General features: G+C 67.2%; 14 protein-coding genes. 7 read left to right on the forward strand and 7 right to left on the reverse strand.

The window, feature by feature from the left end; all coding sequences use genetic code 11:
* Nucleotides 1-19: 19 nt before the first annotated feature.
* From LN047_RS23800 to LN047_RS23815, 4 genes are read right to left on the reverse strand one after another with little or no spacing between them, the layout of a single operon-like run.
* Nucleotides 20-799, reverse strand: coding sequence for a hypothetical protein (locus LN047_RS23800; protein ID WP_373980380.1), 780 nt, complete (start codon nucleotides 797-799; stop codon nucleotides 20-22).
* Nucleotides 792-1781 (reverse strand): DUF4123 domain-containing protein, encoded by a 990-nt coding sequence (locus LN047_RS23805; RefSeq protein WP_373980381.1) that lies wholly within the window; start codon nucleotides 1779-1781, stop codon nucleotides 792-794. Before LN047_RS23805 ends, LN047_RS23800 begins: the two co-directional genes overlap by 8 nt.
* Nucleotides 1778-4666 carry a type VI secretion system Vgr family protein gene (locus LN047_RS23810; protein ID WP_373980382.1) on the reverse strand — a complete coding sequence of 963 codons (2889 nt, stop codon included), beginning with the start codon at nucleotides 4664-4666 and terminating at the stop codon, nucleotides 1778-1780. Before LN047_RS23810 ends, LN047_RS23805 begins: the two co-directional genes overlap by 4 nt.
* Nucleotides 4667-4724: 58 nt before the next feature.
* Nucleotides 4725-5600: a hypothetical protein gene (locus tag LN047_RS23815; RefSeq protein WP_373980383.1), complete on the reverse strand. Its 876-nt coding sequence runs from the start codon at nucleotides 5598-5600 to the stop codon at nucleotides 4725-4727.
* A gap of 192 nt (nucleotides 5601-5792) precedes the next feature.
* On the opposite strand from LN047_RS23815, the gene LN047_RS23820 reads away from it, so the two are divergent.
* The 5 genes from LN047_RS23820 to LN047_RS23840 all read left to right on the forward strand — a co-directional run bounded on the left by LN047_RS23820 (nucleotide 5793) and on the right by LN047_RS23840 (nucleotide 13621).
* Complete coding sequence (locus LN047_RS23820; RefSeq protein ID WP_373980384.1) at nucleotides 5793-6644, forward strand: M15 family metallopeptidase; 852 nt, start codon at nucleotides 5793-5795, stop codon at nucleotides 6642-6644.
* On the forward strand, nucleotides 6644-8011 hold the full coding sequence (locus LN047_RS23825; protein ID WP_373980385.1) for a hypothetical protein: 1368 nt from the start codon (nucleotides 6644-6646) through the stop codon (nucleotides 8009-8011). The genes LN047_RS23820 and LN047_RS23825 overlap by 1 nt, the downstream gene beginning before the upstream one ends.
* 64 nt (nucleotides 8012-8075) lie before the next feature.
* A complete protein-coding gene (gene tssM / locus LN047_RS23830; protein ID WP_373980386.1) occupies nucleotides 8076-11843 on the forward strand; it encodes a type VI secretion system membrane subunit TssM in 3768 nt (1255 codons plus the stop codon).
* Entirely contained in the window at nucleotides 11840-12823 is a 984-nt protein-coding gene (tagF, locus tag LN047_RS23835) for a type VI secretion system-associated protein TagF (RefSeq protein WP_056325695.1), read from the forward strand. Before tssM ends, tagF begins: the two co-directional genes overlap by 4 nt.
* Before the next feature lie 3 nt (nucleotides 12824-12826).
* The gene (locus tag LN047_RS23840; RefSeq protein ID WP_056325693.1) at nucleotides 12827-13621 is read left to right on the forward strand and encodes an OmpA family protein; all 795 of its coding nucleotides are present in this window, start codon (nucleotides 12827-12829) and stop codon (nucleotides 13619-13621) included.
* Nucleotides 13622-13645: 24 nt separating this feature from the next.
* On the opposite strand, the gene tssA is transcribed toward LN047_RS23840, so the two are convergent.
* The gene (tssA, locus tag LN047_RS23845) at nucleotides 13646-14791 is read right to left on the reverse strand and encodes a type VI secretion system protein TssA (protein ID WP_180097862.1); all 1146 of its coding nucleotides are present in this window, start codon (nucleotides 14789-14791) and stop codon (nucleotides 13646-13648) included.
* Nucleotides 14792-14922: 131 nt separating this feature from the next.
* On the opposite strand from tssA, the gene LN047_RS23850 reads away from it, so the two are divergent.
* Together LN047_RS23850 and LN047_RS23855 are read left to right on the forward strand one after the other, a co-directional pair.
* Nucleotides 14923-15177: a hypothetical protein gene (locus LN047_RS23850; RefSeq protein ID WP_063952630.1), complete on the forward strand. Its 255-nt coding sequence runs from the start codon at nucleotides 14923-14925 to the stop codon at nucleotides 15175-15177.
* An 18-nt stretch (nucleotides 15178-15195) separates the two neighbouring features.
* Entirely contained in the window at nucleotides 15196-15465 is a 270-nt protein-coding gene (locus LN047_RS23855) for a PAAR domain-containing protein (protein ID WP_056325685.1), read from the forward strand.
* 16 nt (nucleotides 15466-15481) lie between these two features.
* Here the strand turns inward: LN047_RS23855 and LN047_RS23860 are convergent, their stop codons facing one another.
* A complete protein-coding gene (locus LN047_RS23860; RefSeq protein WP_373980387.1) occupies nucleotides 15482-16000 on the reverse strand; it encodes a lipocalin family protein in 519 nt (172 codons plus the stop codon).
* A gap of 12 nt (nucleotides 16001-16012) precedes the next feature.
* Nucleotides 16013-17095: a cyclopropane-fatty-acyl-phospholipid synthase family protein gene (locus LN047_RS23865; protein WP_373980388.1), complete on the reverse strand. Its 1083-nt coding sequence runs from the start codon at nucleotides 17093-17095 to the stop codon at nucleotides 16013-16015.
* Nucleotides 17096-17099 lie beyond the last annotated feature (4 nt).

A 17099-nucleotide genomic window follows, 5' to 3' on the forward strand; every position in this document is an offset into this window, starting at 1 on the left:
CCTTGCTCCCAAATCGTCATCAGACACCCTTGTCTCCGGGCGATGTTCCCGCCGCCTTGATCTGCGCGAGCCTGTCCATGGTTAGCTTGGACACCGCCCGTCCCAGATCGCCCGGCTTTCTGTTCGGATCCATCAACAACGCCGCAAGCTTCGAATCCTTGTCGAAGTCCGAAGCGACGACGAAGTACATATACATATAACCGCGCATGTCCCCTTCGTCTTCAATCCGATAACGCATCCAAGCCTGTTTGGTCACCTTCGCAAGCACGTATCTCAGCTCGTGAATGCTTCTGTAATTCTCCAGTTCCTCTTTGTGATGCTTGTATAGCCAGCGCGCGGTTTCAACGATGGGAATTCTGACTTGCCCCAACAATTGACGGCTGAGGGCCAACTCCATGTGCTCGTCCGGATAGATGTGCAATTCCAATATGACGGGCCCATCGCCGGGAGGAAGCTCCTGATCTTGCAGCCGCGCCTGCGTCTCTTTGGTAAAGATCACATCATCGAATCTTCCGTCGTACATGTGCTTGCGCATCAAATCTGCGTCGCCACCTTTCCACTTGATCGTGAAGTCAGTACCTTTCAGCGAGTAGCAACACGAGACACTTCCCTGGCCACCACCTGATGGAATCATCCCGCTTGCGGCCATCCCGCCAAACGCATCAGCGATCTGAACGGATTCCAGATCCCAGGGCGTGTAGTTGTAGGTGATCACGCTCACCCCCCGATAAGTCGGTTCGGCGTTACACCCGCTCAACAGGCCAAGCCAAAGCAGCATGCCGACCAATGCTTTACGCATCGCCGCCATCCCGGCCCGCCCGATGCCGCGCCTGCACCGCATCCCACACCCTGTCCGGCACGCCTTCCAGCGCTTTCGACAGCCCGCCTTCTGCGTTTGCCCGATACGCACGCAGCCCGTCGGCGATCGCCGGATGCTCATCGAAGCGCGGCGAGATCGCCACGCCCCACGCGACATAGTCGAACGTGTCCTTATCCCCCGCCACGCCGTGAGCGCGCGCGCGTTCCAATTGCGCCTGCACGCGCGGCACCAGGGTGTCCTGATCGGGGTTGCCGGGCAGCAGGTTCGGATAAAGCCGGCGCAACTGCACCGCCAGCTTGTCCGGGTAGTCCAGATCGAACAGCATCTGGTGCTGTTCGGGCGTGAAGCGTTCAATGCCCTGCGGCCGCGCCGCGGGTAGCCGGCCCGTGCCAGCCAGCTCGCCCTGCGAGCCATCTCGCAGCGCATAACGCAGCGTGATCAAGGGCGCCGCGAAACGCGCGCGCTGCTCGGGTGTCCAGACCTGGACCACGCGCGCGAGGATGCGGCTGTCGTACCAATGCAGGAAGAACTCGCTGGCATCCGGCAAGGCGTAGTCGCAGAACGCGCCGAAGTGCGCGATCAGCTTCTCCAGCGGCACCGCCGACGCGAAGCTCATCATCGCGTAGCGGCCTGCGGCGCGCTCGTGCAGCGCTTCCAGCACACGCACCAGCACGGTGCTGAAATCCCCGTGACGCGGCCCGCGCAGCACGCCTTGCGAGGCGCCGTCCACTTCGATCAGCAGCGGCGCCACGTCGCCGTAGATGTCCAGCCCGGTCTGCGCCCACACCGAGCCGAAGCTCAGGTCCTCGGTCGCGGTCAGCCGCGCCAGCAGATCCGGATGGCCGCGGAAGTCGACGATCACATACGCGCGCGCGGCCTCGCCATACGGGCCGCGGTGATGGGGCAATTCGGCGAATGTGGACAGCAGCGCGTCCTGCCAGGAATATTGCATCGCCGTCATGCCTTGTCGGTGATGGACTGCACGCTCTCCAGGGCGTCCAGGATGCAGGTCTTGCAGACGGTGAACTGGGGGAGCGGATACGGCATCTGCGTCGGGCCGGCAAATTGCTTGTTGCCGGTCTTGACGTCGATACGGCCCGGGGCGGTGACGGTGATGTTGCCGCCTTCGATCACGATGCTCGCGCCCGCCGCGTTGGCGATGCGGATTCGTGTGGGCGACGCGTACTCGATGCCCGCGTTGGCGCTCACCATGCGCAGGTCCTGCTGCGCCTGCACTGTCAGCACATCGTGCTGCGACAGCACCTCGACATCGCCCGTGCCCGCAATCAGATCCAGGCCCGATTCCGCGCCGCCCTGCTGCACTCCGGCCACGATGCCCAGCGCCTGCCCGGTATGCACGCGCAACGACCCGATGACGGCCAGGTTGTGGTCCTGCCCGGAAGACCAATGCACCAGTTCGCCCGCCGCCACCTGCAGGTTGCGTCCGGCCGCTTGCGTCAGGCCCGCGCGGCCCGCCATCAGCACCAGCGGGTCCGTCAGGTGGGGCACTTTGCCGTCCACCACGTCCGTATGTTTGGCCGAGGCATCGCCCGCCGCGCCGCCCAGCGCCTCGCCGGCCACGGTGCCGGACACGGCGTGCGTCATGGCGGCCAGCGGCGCGCGTTCGCCATCCAGGCGGCTGGCGCCTTCGGACGTCGTGCCGCGCGCGGACGCCAGCCGCACGCCCTGGTGGGCGCCGACCACGCCATCGAACGACTGCGCCATGATGTCGGCCTGCCCGGCCAGCGTCAAAGGCGCCGCGGCCTCGCCCGCCGGCTCGCTGCCGCCCGCGTTATAGGTCGTGAGCAACACGCCGCCCGCGCCGCGCACCGCGCCGAACGCATCCGTGCGCAGCTCTGCGCCCACGCCGCGCACGTCGCCGCGATAGTTGCCGCTTTGATGGATCAAGTGGCCCAGGTTCAACTCCGTGGCGGCCTGCGTCGTCTTGATCTGCATGCGCAGTTGGCCATCGCTGTCGTCGAACACGATCTGGTTGTAGCCGTCGCCGCCGAATTCCTTGCTCTTGAAGCCGCTCAGCGCGGCCGCGTTGCGATGCTGTTCGTCGCCACCGGCCGCGCCATGCCAGGCAGGCGCATTGCCGCTAGCAAGGTTGGCCTGCGCACTGGGCTTGCCGTCCAGGGCGGCGGCGTAGACGTCGGTGTTCATCGGTTCGCCGGCCCTGCCGCCGGGCGTGGAAGGGATGCCGCCCTCGCCGCGTCCGTTGTACAGCGCGCCCACCACCAGGGGCTGGTCGATGTCTTCATCCAGAAACCGCACCAGCACTTCCTGGCCAACGCGCGGCACGAAGCTCATGCCCATCCCCGCGCCTGCCTGGCGCTGCGCCACGCGGGCCCATCGGCTCTTTGCCAGGCCCGCGCCTTCGGCCTGCCAATGAAAGCGCACGCGCACATCACCACGGGCATTGCGGTAGATCTCGTCCTCGCCACGGGCCTCGGTGGACCCTTCAGCGTTGGTGACGATGGCCGTGTGCACGCCCACCACCGACGGCGCGCCCGCCAGCCGTGCGCCTCGCCCCGCAGCGAAGGCGGCGCGCCAGGGCCGGTCGCAGCGCACGGCGCGGAACCGGTTTGCATAACCCACGTCGTGCGCGCGCGCCAGCACGGCGGCATCGGGCTGCGCCTGGCCAAGGAAGGCGTCGCTGCGCGCAGGCTCATCCCCGTCGGCGGAATGCGTGACGGTCTCGTCGTCAAAGCGCAGAAAATCATCCAGCGCGCCCCGCATTGCCGCCATGCCGGCATCGGCCTGGCCAGGCAGATTGTTCACGCCCACCTGCTCCAGCAGATCCAGCGCGAAGAGCGGTTCAAAACCCGCCTCGCCGGACGGACCGAGCGGCGACATGTCTTGCAGCGTGAACCGGGTTCCCGACCGGAAGGTGCGCACATTGCCGCGCCCCACGAACGTTTCGGCGCTTGCCTGCACCGCCTGCATCATCAGCGTGGCCTGGAACTGTGCATGCGCCTGATTCAGCAAGGCGCCGTGGCCCAGCGGCTCGAACCATTCCAGCCCGGCGCTCTCGTCATCGGACCCGCTGGCCGGGCCCGCCAGGGCCTGCCCCGAAATGGCATGCTTGCCGCTGCCGTGCCATCCCAGCACGGTGACGCGTTCCACGCCGCGGCGTTGCCGCCGCGCAAACACCTGCACGCCGTCCTGCGATTCGGTGGCGTGCGCGCGCTGAAAGCGCACGCCCACGCCGGCGGACTGCGCGTCCTCGGCCAGCGTGCGGCTGTCGGCAAAGATCAGCACCGCGTGGCGCGCAGGCGCACTGTCGTCTTCGACGGTGGTCCAGCCCAGGCCGGACTCGGCCAACAGCCGCGACAGAAAGTCGTAATCGGTTTCGCGATACTGCGTGGTATAGGGGCGCGCGGGCAGATCGGCCAGATGCGTCTCGACCTCGGCGGACACCTTGTACGTGTAGCCCGGGTAGGTATCCAGCACGTGCCGCACGATGTCCAATACGGGCTGGCTTTCATAGATGCGGCTTTCGCGCCGCTGCGTCGCCAGCCACAACCACGGCGCCAAGGTCAGGCGATACCGCGCCATGCCCGGATTGCCGCCCAGCATCTCGGCCTCGCGCACGACGCCGCTGCGCCCGGTTTCGGTGCCGTCCGCACACGTGGTCCACAAGGTGGCCGGGCGCGAGATCATGTCGTTCAGGTCCAGCCCGGCATCTTCGGCCAGCGCCACCACGCGCATCTGACCAATCGTCGACAGCCCCTCGCGCGCGGCCCAGCCTTCCACCTGCAAGGACGACATCGCCCCTTCGCCGTCCAGCCGGAAAAGGCGGGTCTCGGCGCTGAAACTGCCGCTGCTTGCGTTGACAGCCATGGAACAAAAACCTCTTGGAAGACGTTGACGACACTCGCCCGCTCCGGGCGATGCGAATTCAGGGTTCGACGTTGGCTTGCGGCGTGGGGCATTCCGGGGCCGTGCCCCACTGCCCCGCGCACACGCGCAGGCGGCATTGCTCGCCTTCGATGAAACTGAGTTTGCGGCAGGCCTTCAGCCGGTCGGCCAGCGGCGAGCCGGGCATCTCTCGGATGAACACGCCATCAGACTTGTAGACGCGCGTGCCCGGCGGAGACGCGGGCGGCAGCCCGTAGCTCATCAATGCCGAGAGCAAGGCGGCGTCGGTATCCGACTGCTTGGCGGCAGTGCGCGGCGTGTTGCTGGCGGGCTTGGCCGCTTGCGGCGCGCCAGACTGGCGCGCGCGTTGCTGTTCGGCTGCCTGACGCGTGGGTCCAGGCGCAGGCGCGGCCGCGGGCGGCGGCGTCATGGCCAGCACGGACAGCGGATTGGTCGGTTCGCCCAGCGGGTCCGGATCGCCCCGGCCGATGTTCGCATCGCGCGCGGGCGGCGCTTCGTCAACGATGGCGGCGACCGCCGGCGGCGTGTCCAACACAGAGGGTAGCGACGTATCTGCCGCGGAGGCCGCGCCAGACGCTTGCGACGGCGCGGAGACGGGGCGCTCGGCCGACGCCACGGCGGGCGCCGGCGCTTGCGCCGTCATGGGCGCCACGCCCTCTTCATGAATGAACCAGGTGACGCCGCCAGCCAGCAAGGCCAGCAACAGCGCCAGCGCCAGCCACCGCCCCGCGCGGCGGCGCGGCGGCGCAAGATGTTTGACCTCGGCTTGCGGTACGCGCCCCTCTAGCGCCGCCAGAATGCGCGCCGATTCGATCTCGCGTGACGAGGACGCCGTGGCGCTGAGCAAACTCGGCGCGGTCTTCGTAGGGCGAGATTCTTGTTTGTCTTCTGCCATGCGGATTCCCGTGTCAGCAGGAGGCGTGTGCAGCCCCCCTGTAACCAAGCCCGCCGAGAATACCCGATCGATCCGTTTCGATCATCGCTCCTTGTTACGATTCCTAAGGGTCGGACGCTACTTGCAACGCCCGAGCACTTGCCTCGTGCGCGAATAGAACAAAAGATTACGCCTTCACATGAGGGACCTATTTTGTTGCTGCTACTGCCCCTGTATTTTTTACTGGCGGTGGGCGTCTCCGCTCTCCTTTTTTTTCCCGCGTTGCGCCACGGCGCAGCCCGGGGTCTGCGCGCCTGCGTACAAGGCGTGGCGCGGGGTGCGACGCGTGGCGTGACCCACGCGGGCGGGGCAGTTGGCGGGACGGCGGGCGTGCTGCGCAGCGGCATGAACGCGTCGAGGGATTGGGTCGGAAGGTACCGCTGGCAAGTTGCAATCGGGCTGACAGTTGTAATGCTTCCGTCACTTTTTGCTTTCTTCATGCGACACAATCACACATTCGTTTACAGCACCCAAACGGCCGGTCCGGACCCCCGGATACAGGCTTTGCTGGAGGGCGAAAGGCTGGCGCCGCCCGCCCCGCTGCCCCCCGACGCATTCACCACCCGCGAAGTGGAATTGGTGCGGCCGAAGCTGGGCGGCGCAAGCCGGAACTGGGATCTGCTGGACGCGGATTTCCGCCAGCGCCTGCTCTTGGCGTATCGCATCATGCGTGAACAGCATGGGTACGAAATGGCGCTGATCGAGGGCTATCGCAGCCCCGAGCGGCAGGAAGAACTGGCGGGCATGGGCACGCACGTGACGAACGCGGGCGCGTTCCAGAGCTATCACCAATATGGCCTGGCCGCCGACAGCGCATTCTTCCGCGACGGCAAGATCGTCATCTCCGAAAAAGACCCCTGGGCCATGCGCGGCTATGAACTCTTTGGCGAAACCGCCGAACTGGTCGGCCTGACGTGGGGCGGCCGCTGGAAGATGATGGACTTCGGCCACGTCGAGCTGCGCCGTCCCGGGGTCATGCAACGCGCTCGCGAGGGCGCCAAGTGATGGCCCGCGTAGTCAAGAAAGGCCTGTTGGTCCTGATGCTGTTCGCCGTGGTGTGGCTGGCCGTCATCATCTGGTGGCAGGAATCCCGCACGCTGCCGACCGGCGTGGACATCGGGCTGTATCTCTTCGCGCTGCCCCTGGCGATGCTGGCGGCCCTGTGGCTCGGGGCGCGCGCGGTGCGTGCCGCACGCGCGCCCAAGCCTGCCGCGGACGCCGCCACGCCGGCGGCGCAAACGCCGGCGCACGCGCCCGCGCAACTTGTCCAGTTGCGCGTGGCCGCCGTGGCGGCGCGTGCCGCCGCCGGCGACGACACCGCCGCCATCGCCGAGGCGCTGGCGGCGCAAAAGCGTCCCGAGCTGGATGCCGAACTGAAAACGCCGCAGGGCTATCCCATCTTCGCCGCGCGCGTGCCCGGCGTGAACGACCTTGCGCTGTACGCCGCCGCCCGCGAGCGCGGCGCGCCGCCCGAGGCGACGGGCACGGCAACCCTGCGCGTGACGTCCCTGCTGGCCGACGTCGCCCGCACGCTCACCAACGAGGCGCATCGCCACGTCACCGCGCTGGACGTGCCCGCCCGCGATGAGGACTGGCCCCTGCTGCGCGTGGAGCTCGTCCTGCCGGCCGATTGGCCGGACGCGGCGCGTGAACGCGCGTGCCAGGAGATTCAGGCCGCGGCCGGCGTCTGGCCTGATAGCCGCATCGGCGTCGCGCAACACCAGGCGCGCGACACCATGGCAGCCGACGGCCTGCTGCGCGACCTGGCGGCGGCTACGCACGACGCGCAGACGCCCGAGCCCTGGCGCATCGTGCTGGCTGGCGACGGTTATATCGATCCCGAGCAAGTGGCGATGTGGGATGGCATGTCGACACTGCTGACCCCCGCCAATCCGCAAGGCCGTGTGCCGGGCGAAGCGGCCGCCGGCCTGCTGCTGGGCCCGGCCGGCACCGACGCCCCACTGCGCGTGGCCCTGTCGCCCGTGCTGCGCCGCCAGAAGCCGGCCGACGCGCGCGGCGCGCAGGCCGAAGCCCCGCTGGCGGAAACCGTGCAAGACCTGCTGCAACGCGCGGACGTCGCACCCGACAGCGTCATCCACGTCATCAGCGATGCCGACCACCGGGGCAGCCGCCCGCTCGAACCGATCAACATCGCGTCACAACTTTTCAGTCACCTGGACGCCGCCAAGGATTGCCAGTCGGTTGGCGTTGCCTGTGGACATACCGGCGTGGCCGCCTCCCTGCTGACGCTGGCCGTGGCCGGGCAAGCCTGCATGCAGTACGCCCAGCCGGTGCTGACCCTAACCCTGCAAGACCCCGTATTGCGCTCGGCGGCACTGGTTACCCAGCCCGCCGCCAGCGCTACCGCCTGACCCCATAACAACAGCGAAAACCATGCGTAGCCCATCAGGATTGTTTTCTCGATTTTCCAGCGCCATGAGCGACTTCCGCTACTGGAGCGCTCGCGTGTTCGCCAACCCGCGCACCTTCATGGCCATTGGCCTGATTGCGCTGATCGTGTTCCTGTTCCTGTTTGCCGACACCATGCAGATCGCGATGGTGTGGGCCGGGGCCTTGCTGGGCGTGCTGCTGTTTCTGTGGTTGTGCATCTACCTGTGGCGCCGCCGCAAGGCGCGGCGCGCCAACCAGAAGCTGGGCGACATGCTGGAACAACAGGTGCAGACAGGCGCGGCCGCCAGCCCCGCGGCCAACCGCAATGAGATCGAGGCGCTGCGCACGCGGCTGACGCAAGCCGTGCGCACCATCAAGACATCGAAGATCGGCCAGACCTCCGGCAACGAAGCGCTGTACGAGCTGCCCTGGTACATCGTCATCGGCAACCCTGCCGCCGGCAAGAGCAGCGCCGTGATCAATTCCGGCTTGCAGTTCCCCTTTGCAGACAAGAACGGCGCAGCGGTGCGCGGCGTGGGCGGCACGCGCAACTGCGACTGGTTCTTCACCACGGAAGGCATCCTGCTGGACACCGCGGGCCGCTACTCGGTGCACGAAGAAGACCGCAACGAATGGATGAGCTTTCTGGACCTGCTCAAGCGCCATCGTCCCAAGGCGCCCATCAACGGCATCATCGTGGCCGCCAGCATCAGTGAACTGACGGATGCCGGCCCCGAGTTCGCGATCAACCTGGCCAAGAACCTGCGCCAGCGCGTTCAGGAACTGACCGACCGGCTGGAAGTGTTTGCCCCGGTGTATGTGATCTTCACCAAGGCTGACCTGATCGCCGGCTTTTCGGAGTTCTTTGCCGACGCGGATGCGCGCGAGCGCGATCGAGTCTGGGGCGCCACGTTGCCCTATGGCGCCGATGAAAGCCGCGACGTCCTGACGCTGTTCGACGAGCGCTTCGACGAACTGTACGAAGGTCTCAAGGAAATGGGCACGGCGCAGATGTCGCTGCGCCGCAGCGCCGCCCTGCCCCCGGGCCTGCTGACGTTCCCGCTGGAATTCGCGGGCATCAAGCCGGCGCTGCGCACGTTTCTGTCGACGTTGTTCGAGACCAATCCGTTTCAGTACAAGCCCGTGTTCCGCGGCTTTTACTTCACCAGCGCGCTGCAGGAAGGCGCATCGCGCAGCACATCCACCGACAAGCTGGCCGAACGCTTCACGCTGCGCCCGGCCAACCGCGAGCCCGCGCGCGGCGTCAGTTCGCACAACGGTTTCTTCTTGCGCGACCTGTTCTCCAACGTGATCTTTGCGGACAAGAAGCTGGTGCGCCAGCACGCCAGTCCGAACAAGGTCCGCATGCGTTACCTGACCTTCTTCGGACTGGTGCTGGCGCTGGGCCTGGTGCTGGGCGGATGGAGCTGGTCTTACCTGGGCAACCGGCAACTGGCCACCAACGTGCAGGCCGACCTGGACAAGGTCGTGCGCCTGCAGAGCGAGCGCACGGACCTGCAAAGCCGCCTGGAAGCGATGGAGATCCTGCAGGACCGCATCGAACAGCTGGACCGCTATGCCGCCAGCCGGCCGCTGTCGCTGGGCCTGGGGCTGTATCAAGGCGATGTGCTCAAGCAGCGCCTGCTTGCCGAGTACTACAACGGCCTGCGTCAATTCATGCTGGCGCCCGTCAAGGCCAGCCTGGAGGACTATCTGGGACGCGTGGACGTATCGCAGGCGGCCGCTTCCGGCGAGCGCCCCGCCACCGCGCCCCCGCAAGCGCAAACCGTGCGCGCGAACGCGGGCGACACGCTGTTCCAGGACGCCTCGCCCACCAACGTCGACGACGCCTACAACGCGCTCAAGACGTACCTGATGATGGCCAACCGCGAACACGTGGATCCGACGCACCTGTCGGATCAGATCACGCGTTTCTGGCGCGGCTGGCTGGAAACCAACCGGGGCGCGATGCCGCGCGACCAACTGATCCGCAGCGCCGAACGGCTGATCTCGTTCTACGTTGCGCGCGCGGCAGACAGCGACTGGCCGCAGATCGAAACCAACCTGGCCATGGTCGAGCGCACGCGCGGCAACCTGCGCAGCGTGATGCAGGGCATGCCGGCGCGCGAACGCGCCTACGCCACGCTCAAGGCGCGCGCCGCCACCCGCTTCCCCGCGATGACGGTGGCGCGCATCATGGGCGAGGCCGACGCCGCCGTGGTCGCGGGCAGCTACGCCGTTCCGGGCACCTTCACGCGGGAAGCCTGGGAGCAATACATTGAACCGGCCATCGGCGAAGCCGCCCGCAAGGAAGTCCAGACCAGCGATTGGGTGCTGGGCGTGAACGCGCGCGACGACCTCACGCTGGAAGGCAGCCCCGAGCAGATCCAGAAAAGCCTGGCCACGATGTACAAGACGGAGTACGCGCAGGAGTGGCAGAAGATGCTGCGCGGCGTCACGATCAAGCCTTTCTCAAGCTTCGATCAGGCGGTGCAAGGCATGAACCGCCTGGGCGATCCGCAGAACTCGCCGCTGGTCAAGCTCATCAACACGACGTACGAGCAGACCTCCTGGGACAACCCGTCGCTGATCAACACCGGCCTTTCGCAGGCGCAGACCGGCGTGGTCGCGTGGTTCAAGCGGGTGATCCTGCGCCAGGGCCAGCCCAAGCCCACGGAAGTCGCGCCGGGCGGCGAACAGATGCCGATGGGACCGGTGGGCCGCGAGTTCTCCGACGTGGCGCGGCTGGTCGTCACGCGCGACAACCAGTCGCTGCTGGGCAACTACATGAACGCGCTGTCCAAGATCCGCACGCGCTTTAACCTTATCAACAACCAGGGCGATCCGGGCCCCGGCGCGCTGCTCCTGATGCGCCAGACGCTGGAAGGCAAGGATTCGGAACTGGCCGATGCGCTGAAGCTGGTGGATGAGCAGATGCTGGCGGGATTGACGCCCGCGCAGCGCGAGACGCTCCGTCCGCTGCTGGTGCGCCCGCTGATCCAGGGTTACGCCGTCGCGATGCAACCTGCCCAGACCGAGTTGAACAAGGTCTGGAACGCGCAGGTGTACCAGCCCTTCACGCAGACGCTGGCCGACAAGTATCCGTTCTCGACCAAGGCTGGCATCGAGGCCAGCGGTGAAGAAATCGGGCAGATCTTCGGCCCGCAGGGCAGCATCGCCAAGTACGTCAACGAGACGCTGGGTCCGCTGACCGTGCGTCGCGGCGACATCCTGACTGCACGCACCTGGGGCGACATGGGCATCGAGCTGCAACCGTCCTTCACGGCGAACTTTGCCCAGTGGGTGGCGCCGCTGTCCGGCGGGGCAGCCGGATCGGGCGCGGCAAGCCAGCCGCAGACGCTGTTCCAGATCCAGCCCAGGCCCGCCGGCGGCGTGACCGAATACACCATCGAGATCGACGGCCAGCAGCTGCGCTACCGCAACACGCCGGCGCAATGGGTGAACTTCGTATGGCCCAACGCGCAGGGCGCGCCGGGCGCGCGCATCACGGCCACCGCCTTTGACGGCACCGTGGTGGAAGTGGTCAACGAACCCGGCCGCTTCGGCCTGGAACGCCTGATCTCGGGTGCGCAGCGCAAGCCCAACCCGGACGGCAGCTTCGAGATGAGCTGGAGCAAATCCAACATCACCGTGCCCGTCCGGCTGCGCATCATCAGCAACGCGCAAGCCGCCAGCGCCGGCGGCGCCGAGCCCGGCAGCCAGGGCCTGCGCAACCTGCGCCTGCCCGCCACGGTGGCCGGCACGTCCCCTCAACCCTCCGTCGCCCCGACGCCTGCCGGAGCGCAGCAATGAGCAATCCGCAGTCTCCCATGTTCCGTACGGCTTACTTTGGCAAGATTCCGTCCCGTGGTGATTTCGTCAAGAACACCTCGCACCCGCAGTTGATGGCGACGCTGGATGCGTGGGTGGCCAACACCATGGAGGTGCTGGCGCAGGACCCGCACTGGAAGACGCTGTACGACGAAGCGCAGCCCGTTCCCTTCGCCGTGCTGGGCTCGCGCGGCAAGCTGGCCATCGCCGGCCATCTTCAGCCCAGCCGCGACCAATCGGGCCGGCGCTTTCCGTTCATTACCGCCACGTCGGTGGAAGTGACCCGTCCGCTGGACTTCATCGCGCGCAGCCCGCTCGCCTTCAGCCGCATGTGGAATCGCATGGGCACGGCGGCGGCGCAGCTCATGCATGACGGCGACCCCGCGCCCGCGCTGCAGACGCTGAACGACCTGGAAGGCGAGATCCGCACCGCCGCCGACGACGGCTTCGATGCCTTCATCGACCTTCAGACGATCGAACGCGTCGAGGCCATGCTGCGCGGCAACGGACACGCGGCCAGCATGCACGACATCGTCCTGGCGCTGGGCATCCTGCTCACGCCCGTGATGTCCAGCGGCTCATCGCAACTGGACACCGGGCTTGCGCTGCCGCTGCCGGACGATCCGCTCTACATCAATCTGGTCGCCAGCTACTGGATGACCTTGATCGCGCCGTTCCTGACACGCGCCGACTTCGAGATCGCCATTTTCATCGGGCGCATCGCCGGCAAGCACCGGCTGGTGGTGGGCTTTCGCGGCGCCTCGCCGCGCACGCTGGCAACGCTGCTATCCACCCCGCAGGCGCTGTCGCAGCATTACATCGTGCTGGAAGACGCGCCGTGGGTGCGCGATCACGTCAGCGCCAGCCACGGGCTGGCCAAGCTGGCGAGCTATCTGGATCAACCGCGGCTCTCCTTGCGCCAGGCGCTGGAGACTTTCCGCGAAGTTTTCATCGGAGCCTAGGACATGCGTACGCTTACTCTGGTCCTGGCCGCCTCGCTGGCATTCTCGGCCCACGCCCAGGACGCCGCCACGGTCGTGCCCGCCAACGTCATTCCCCAACCCGGCCAGGTGGTGGCCAGCGGCGCGGTGCCCGACGAGGCCACCAAGGCCGATGTGCTGGCGCGCCTGCAAAAGGTCTATGGCGTGGGCAACGTCATCGACCGCATCGACGTGGGCGGCGTGGTGGCCCCCCCGAACTGGTCCCAACACGTGGGCAAGCTGCTGGACAGCCCGCTCAAGCAGATCAACCGCGGCCAGCTGGAAATCGACGGCACGCAGATCCGGCTGCGGGGCGAGGTCGACAACGAAGCCTCGCGCCAACAGATCGCCAGCAACTTTGCCACGTCGCTGAACCCGACGTACAAGATCGTCAACGGCTTGCGCGTGTCGGCCGGCAAGGATGAGCAGGATGTGCTGGACAACCTGTTGACCAACCGCGTGGTGGAGTTTGAGACCGGCAGCACCCGCTTGACGACGCGCGGCCGGGAATTGCTGGATCGCGTGGCCGACACCGTGCCCAAGCTGCGCGCCGACAAGATCCAGATCATCGGCCACACCGACAGCTCCGGCAGCCGCAGCACCAACCTGGCGCTCAGCCAGGCGCGTGCGGACGCGGTTCGGGACTATCTGGTGGACAAGGGGTTGCCTGCGTCGCGCTTCGAAGCGATGGGAGCGGGCCCGGATCAGCCGGTGGCCACGAACGCCACGGCGGAAGGCCGCGCCAAGAACCGGCGTATCGAGTTCCGGGCGGCGCGGTAGTCAGGGGCGGCGGCGGCGGTGCGCTCAGTTGCCGTCGCCCGCCTTCTTGATGCCCAGCAACTCTTCCAGGCCCGACAGCGTCTCGTCGTTCTTGACCACCGTGCGCAGCCACAGGTGCAGCGACATCTCGCCCCAGCTTGCCGCCTTGTCGGCCAGGTAGGCCACCGGGCTGTGCGGCTCGGTGCGGCGGAAGAACTCGGCCACGTCCCGCAACTGCGCCAGCGCCTGTTCGCGGGTCTGAATGGGCCCGCGGGCGGTGGCGGTCGGTACGGCGTGCAGCGGCGCGGCGGCGCCCGGAGCGCCCGACGCAGCGGCGTCATCGAAGTGATCGGCGGCAGTCAATGTGGGCTCCACACGAACAGGGGCGGCGGGCGCGGCCGGCGCCGGTGCGGCGGCAAGGTCCGTACGGACCAGAAGGCCCGCATCGCGCGCAAAACGGTGCACCAGTTCGGTCACGTTGCGCAGCGCCTCGCGCACCCGGGAGAACGCCGGGCTTTCATCGCCCAGTTGCGCATCCAGGGTGCGTTCCAGTTGGTCCAGCGCCTGCGCGCAGCCTTGCAGCTGCGCGTCCAGCTCCGAATAGAAAGACGGCGGCGTGTCGCGCCGCGCGGCATCGAAGCGGTCCAGCGTGAGCTTGCCGCGTGTCAGTTCGTGGGCGTTGTCGGGCGTGCGCTTGACCGCATTGGCCAATTGGCTGGCCGCCTCCCAGAGCACCGCGCCATAGCGGGCGCCGTCGGCTTGCGTCAGCGGGATCTCGCCGATCAATTGCTGCGACCGCGACAACAGCCACGCCAGATTGCCCACGCGCTGCTGCACATCGCCATCTTCGGGCACCGGGTGCAGCCCGTCCCAATAGTTGCGGCACAGGCCGTCGATCAGCAGGTAGCCGTCGCGCAGCCCCGCGAAGCCGCGGGTTTTGGCCCAGGATTCGGCAAGCCACGATGCGATGCGGATGTCTTTGCTGCGGTCGCGCAGCACGGTGGTGCAGATGCGCGTCACCTCGGGCCAATCGGCTTCTTTCAGGTCGATGACCCAGTCACCTTGGTCGAGTTGGGGGTCGTCATGCCGGCGGGCCTCGCGTATCGCGTCGAACTCGGGCGAGAACACCAGGTCCACGCCGCAAGGCGCGTCGCCGGGAATGGGTTGCAACAGGGCGTTGATGTCGGTCATAGGCGTCAGGGCTGTTGTAGGCGCAAATCATGCCACATCCGCTTACGTGTAACGTTCAAAGATGACACGTCCTATTACAAGGCGCATCACGATGCTTCGTTATGATTTGCCCTCATCCCCAAGGAGCATTCATGACGTCGAAGACCATTCGTATGTTGCCCGACGGACACTTCATCGCCGGCACGCCGCGCCGCGCGCCCGATGGATCGTACGTGGGCGGCGAAGGCCCCATCACCCGGGCGCCTGACGGCACCTATGTGGCCGGCAAGCCTCAACGCGCGCCCGACGGCAGCTACAAGGGCGGCGGCGGGCCGGTGCGCATGGCGCCGGACGGCACCTTCGTGGCCGGCCCCGCCCGGCTCGCGCCGGATGGCACGTATCTATAAACCTGACTCTCGCGCACCATGTCCCAACGTTCCGTCATCCGCAAGGGCGATAAAACTTCGCACGGCGGCGTCGTCGTCACCGGCGACGAAACCGTCGTGATCTTTGGCCAGCCGATGGCACGGGTCGGCGACCGCGTCACCTGCCCCAAATGCGGCGACAACCACACCATCGTGGAAGGCGTGCAGAACGTCGGCTCCGACCGACTGACTGCCCTGGAAGGCATGCGCACGTCCTGCGGCGCCACGCTCATCGCCAGCCAGAGTTTCTATCAGCTGGAATACGGTTGACCCCGCGCAGGACACCTCACCGGTCGCAGCGCTGCGGCACCTTGCGCGGCGCCTCCGTATAGCCCAGCGCCGTCACCCTGCGCAGCAGGTCGGCGTACACCGCGTCGTCCAGGCATGGCACCCTGGCCATGATCCAGACGTAGTCGCGCTTTGAGCGGCCAATGATGGTGGTCTGGTATGACTCGTCCAGATAGGCGATCACGTACTCGGCCTTGATGGGCCAGATGAACTGCATGCCCCACACCGCGTTGCCGGTGCCGGGCCGCACCGTCGCCACGGGGTGCATGGTGTCGATGGGCGCATCGAAGCTGCCATCGCGATAGCGGAAATCCGTCTGCACCCGGCCGTCCGGCAACAGCCGGTAGCCTTCCACGGCGTCATAGGCGTTGCGCTCGGGCCAGCTGGGAATGTGCGCGATCACATACCAGTCGCCCATGAAACGGTCCAGGTCCACTTGCGCCACCGGCGGCATGGGCGGCGGCGACGCGCAGCCGGCCAAGAGGGCCGTCACGCCGATACACAGGGTTCGCAACATGATCGATTCTCCTCAGGGCCGCGTGTAGCGATAGTGCGCCACGCCCCATTGCTGTCCGTCGTCGTAGCCGAAGAGTTCGGCGCACGCCATCCAGAACATGCGCCAGCGTTGATGCCACAAGCCGGCCAAGGGTGCGCCGTAAGCCTGCGCCAACGCCGCCCGCGCCGGTTCCGCTCGGGCGTCCTGGTTGGCCAGCCAGTGATTGGCGGTGCGGGCGTAATGCGTGCCGTCGAGAAACCAGCGTTCCTCAAGCGTCAGGTCTTGCTGGAAATGCAGCAGCGTATGGGCCGACGGCATGATGCCGCCCGTGAAGAAGTGCCGTCCCATCCAGTTGCCGGCCCCGTCGGTCTCGAACGGATAGGCGCGCTCGCGGTGCGCGAAGATGTGCACGAAGAGCTTGCCGCCGGGCCGCAGCCACTGCGAGATGCGCGCCAGCAGGTCCTGGTAGTTGCGCATGTGCTCGAACATTTCCACCGAGACGCACCGGTCGAAGGCGGCGCCGGGCAGTGACAGGACATTGACGTCGCAGGTCACCACGCGCACATGCGTCCAGCCGCGCGCGCGGCATTGCGCCTCGATATGCTGGCGTTGCGTGGCCGAGTTCGACACCGCGGTGATGCGCGCGTTGGGATACTGTTCGGCCATCCACAGCGTCAACGAGCCCCAGCCGCAACCCAGCTCCAGGATGTCCTGGCCGTCGGCCAGCCCGGCGCGCTCGCCGTACAAGCGCAGCATCGCGTCTTCGGCCTGGTCCAGCGTTTCGGCGCCGGTTGGGTAATAGCAACTCGAATACTTCATGCGCGCGCCCAGGCACAGCTGGAAGAACGCAGTGGGCAACTCGTAGTGCTGCGCGTTGGCGGCGTCGGTATGGATGGCGACGGCGCTGGCGCGCAGGCTGGCGATCAGCTCGCGGTCGCGTTCGGTCCAGGCCTCGATGCCGCCGGCGTACTCCTGCGCCAGGCGCTGGGCGCACAGGCGCCGCATGCCCAGGCGCAGGAGCGCATCGGGCAGCAGGCCGCGCTCGGCCAGGCCAAGCAGGCCGGGCGCCGGACGGTCGGAGGCCAAGGGAGAGTCGTTCAGGATGGCGGTCGTCATGGCA

It is taken from the genome of Achromobacter sp. JD417 (genome assembly GCF_041879325.1).
In the GTDB taxonomy this organism is placed as follows: Bacteria; Pseudomonadota; Gammaproteobacteria; order Burkholderiales; family Burkholderiaceae_B; genus Achromobacter; species Achromobacter mucicolens.

Excerpts from the sequence above, each read along its gene's own strand:
- LN047_RS23800 (WP_373980380.1), bottom strand. The coding sequence starts at position 799 with ATGCGTAAAGCATTGGTCGGCATGCTGCTTTGGCTTGGCCTGTTGAGC.
- tssA (WP_180097862.1), bottom strand. The coding sequence starts at position 14,791 with ATGACCGACATCAACGCCCTGTTGCAACCCATTCCCGGCGACGCGCCT.
- tssM (WP_373980386.1), top strand. The coding sequence starts at position 8,076 with ATGAGCGACTTCCGCTACTGGAGCGCTCGCGTGTTCGCCAACCCGCGC.
- tagF (WP_056325695.1), top strand. The coding sequence starts at position 11,840 with ATGAGCAATCCGCAGTCTCCCATGTTCCGTACGGCTTACTTTGGCAAG.
- LN047_RS23860 (WP_373980387.1), bottom strand. The coding sequence starts at position 16,000 with ATGTTGCGAACCCTGTGTATCGGCGTGACGGCCCTCTTGGCCGGCTGC.
- LN047_RS23865 (WP_373980388.1), bottom strand. The coding sequence starts at position 17,095 with ATGACGACCGCCATCCTGAACGACTCTCCCTTGGCCTCCGACCGTCCG.
- LN047_RS23825 (WP_373980385.1), top strand. The coding sequence starts at position 6,644 with ATGGCCCGCGTAGTCAAGAAAGGCCTGTTGGTCCTGATGCTGTTCGCC.
- LN047_RS23805 (WP_373980381.1), bottom strand. The coding sequence starts at position 1,781 with ATGACGGCGATGCAATATTCCTGGCAGGACGCGCTGCTGTCCACATTC.
- LN047_RS23840 (WP_056325693.1), top strand. The coding sequence starts at position 12,827 with ATGCGTACGCTTACTCTGGTCCTGGCCGCCTCGCTGGCATTCTCGGCC.
- LN047_RS23850 (WP_063952630.1), top strand. The coding sequence starts at position 14,923 with ATGACGTCGAAGACCATTCGTATGTTGCCCGACGGACACTTCATCGCC.
- LN047_RS23810 (WP_373980382.1), bottom strand. The coding sequence starts at position 4,666 with ATGGCTGTCAACGCAAGCAGCGGCAGTTTCAGCGCCGAGACCCGCCTT.
- LN047_RS23855 (WP_056325685.1), top strand. The coding sequence starts at position 15,196 with ATGTCCCAACGTTCCGTCATCCGCAAGGGCGATAAAACTTCGCACGGC.
- LN047_RS23815 (WP_373980383.1), bottom strand. The coding sequence starts at position 5,600 with ATGGCAGAAGACAAACAAGAATCTCGCCCTACGAAGACCGCGCCGAGT.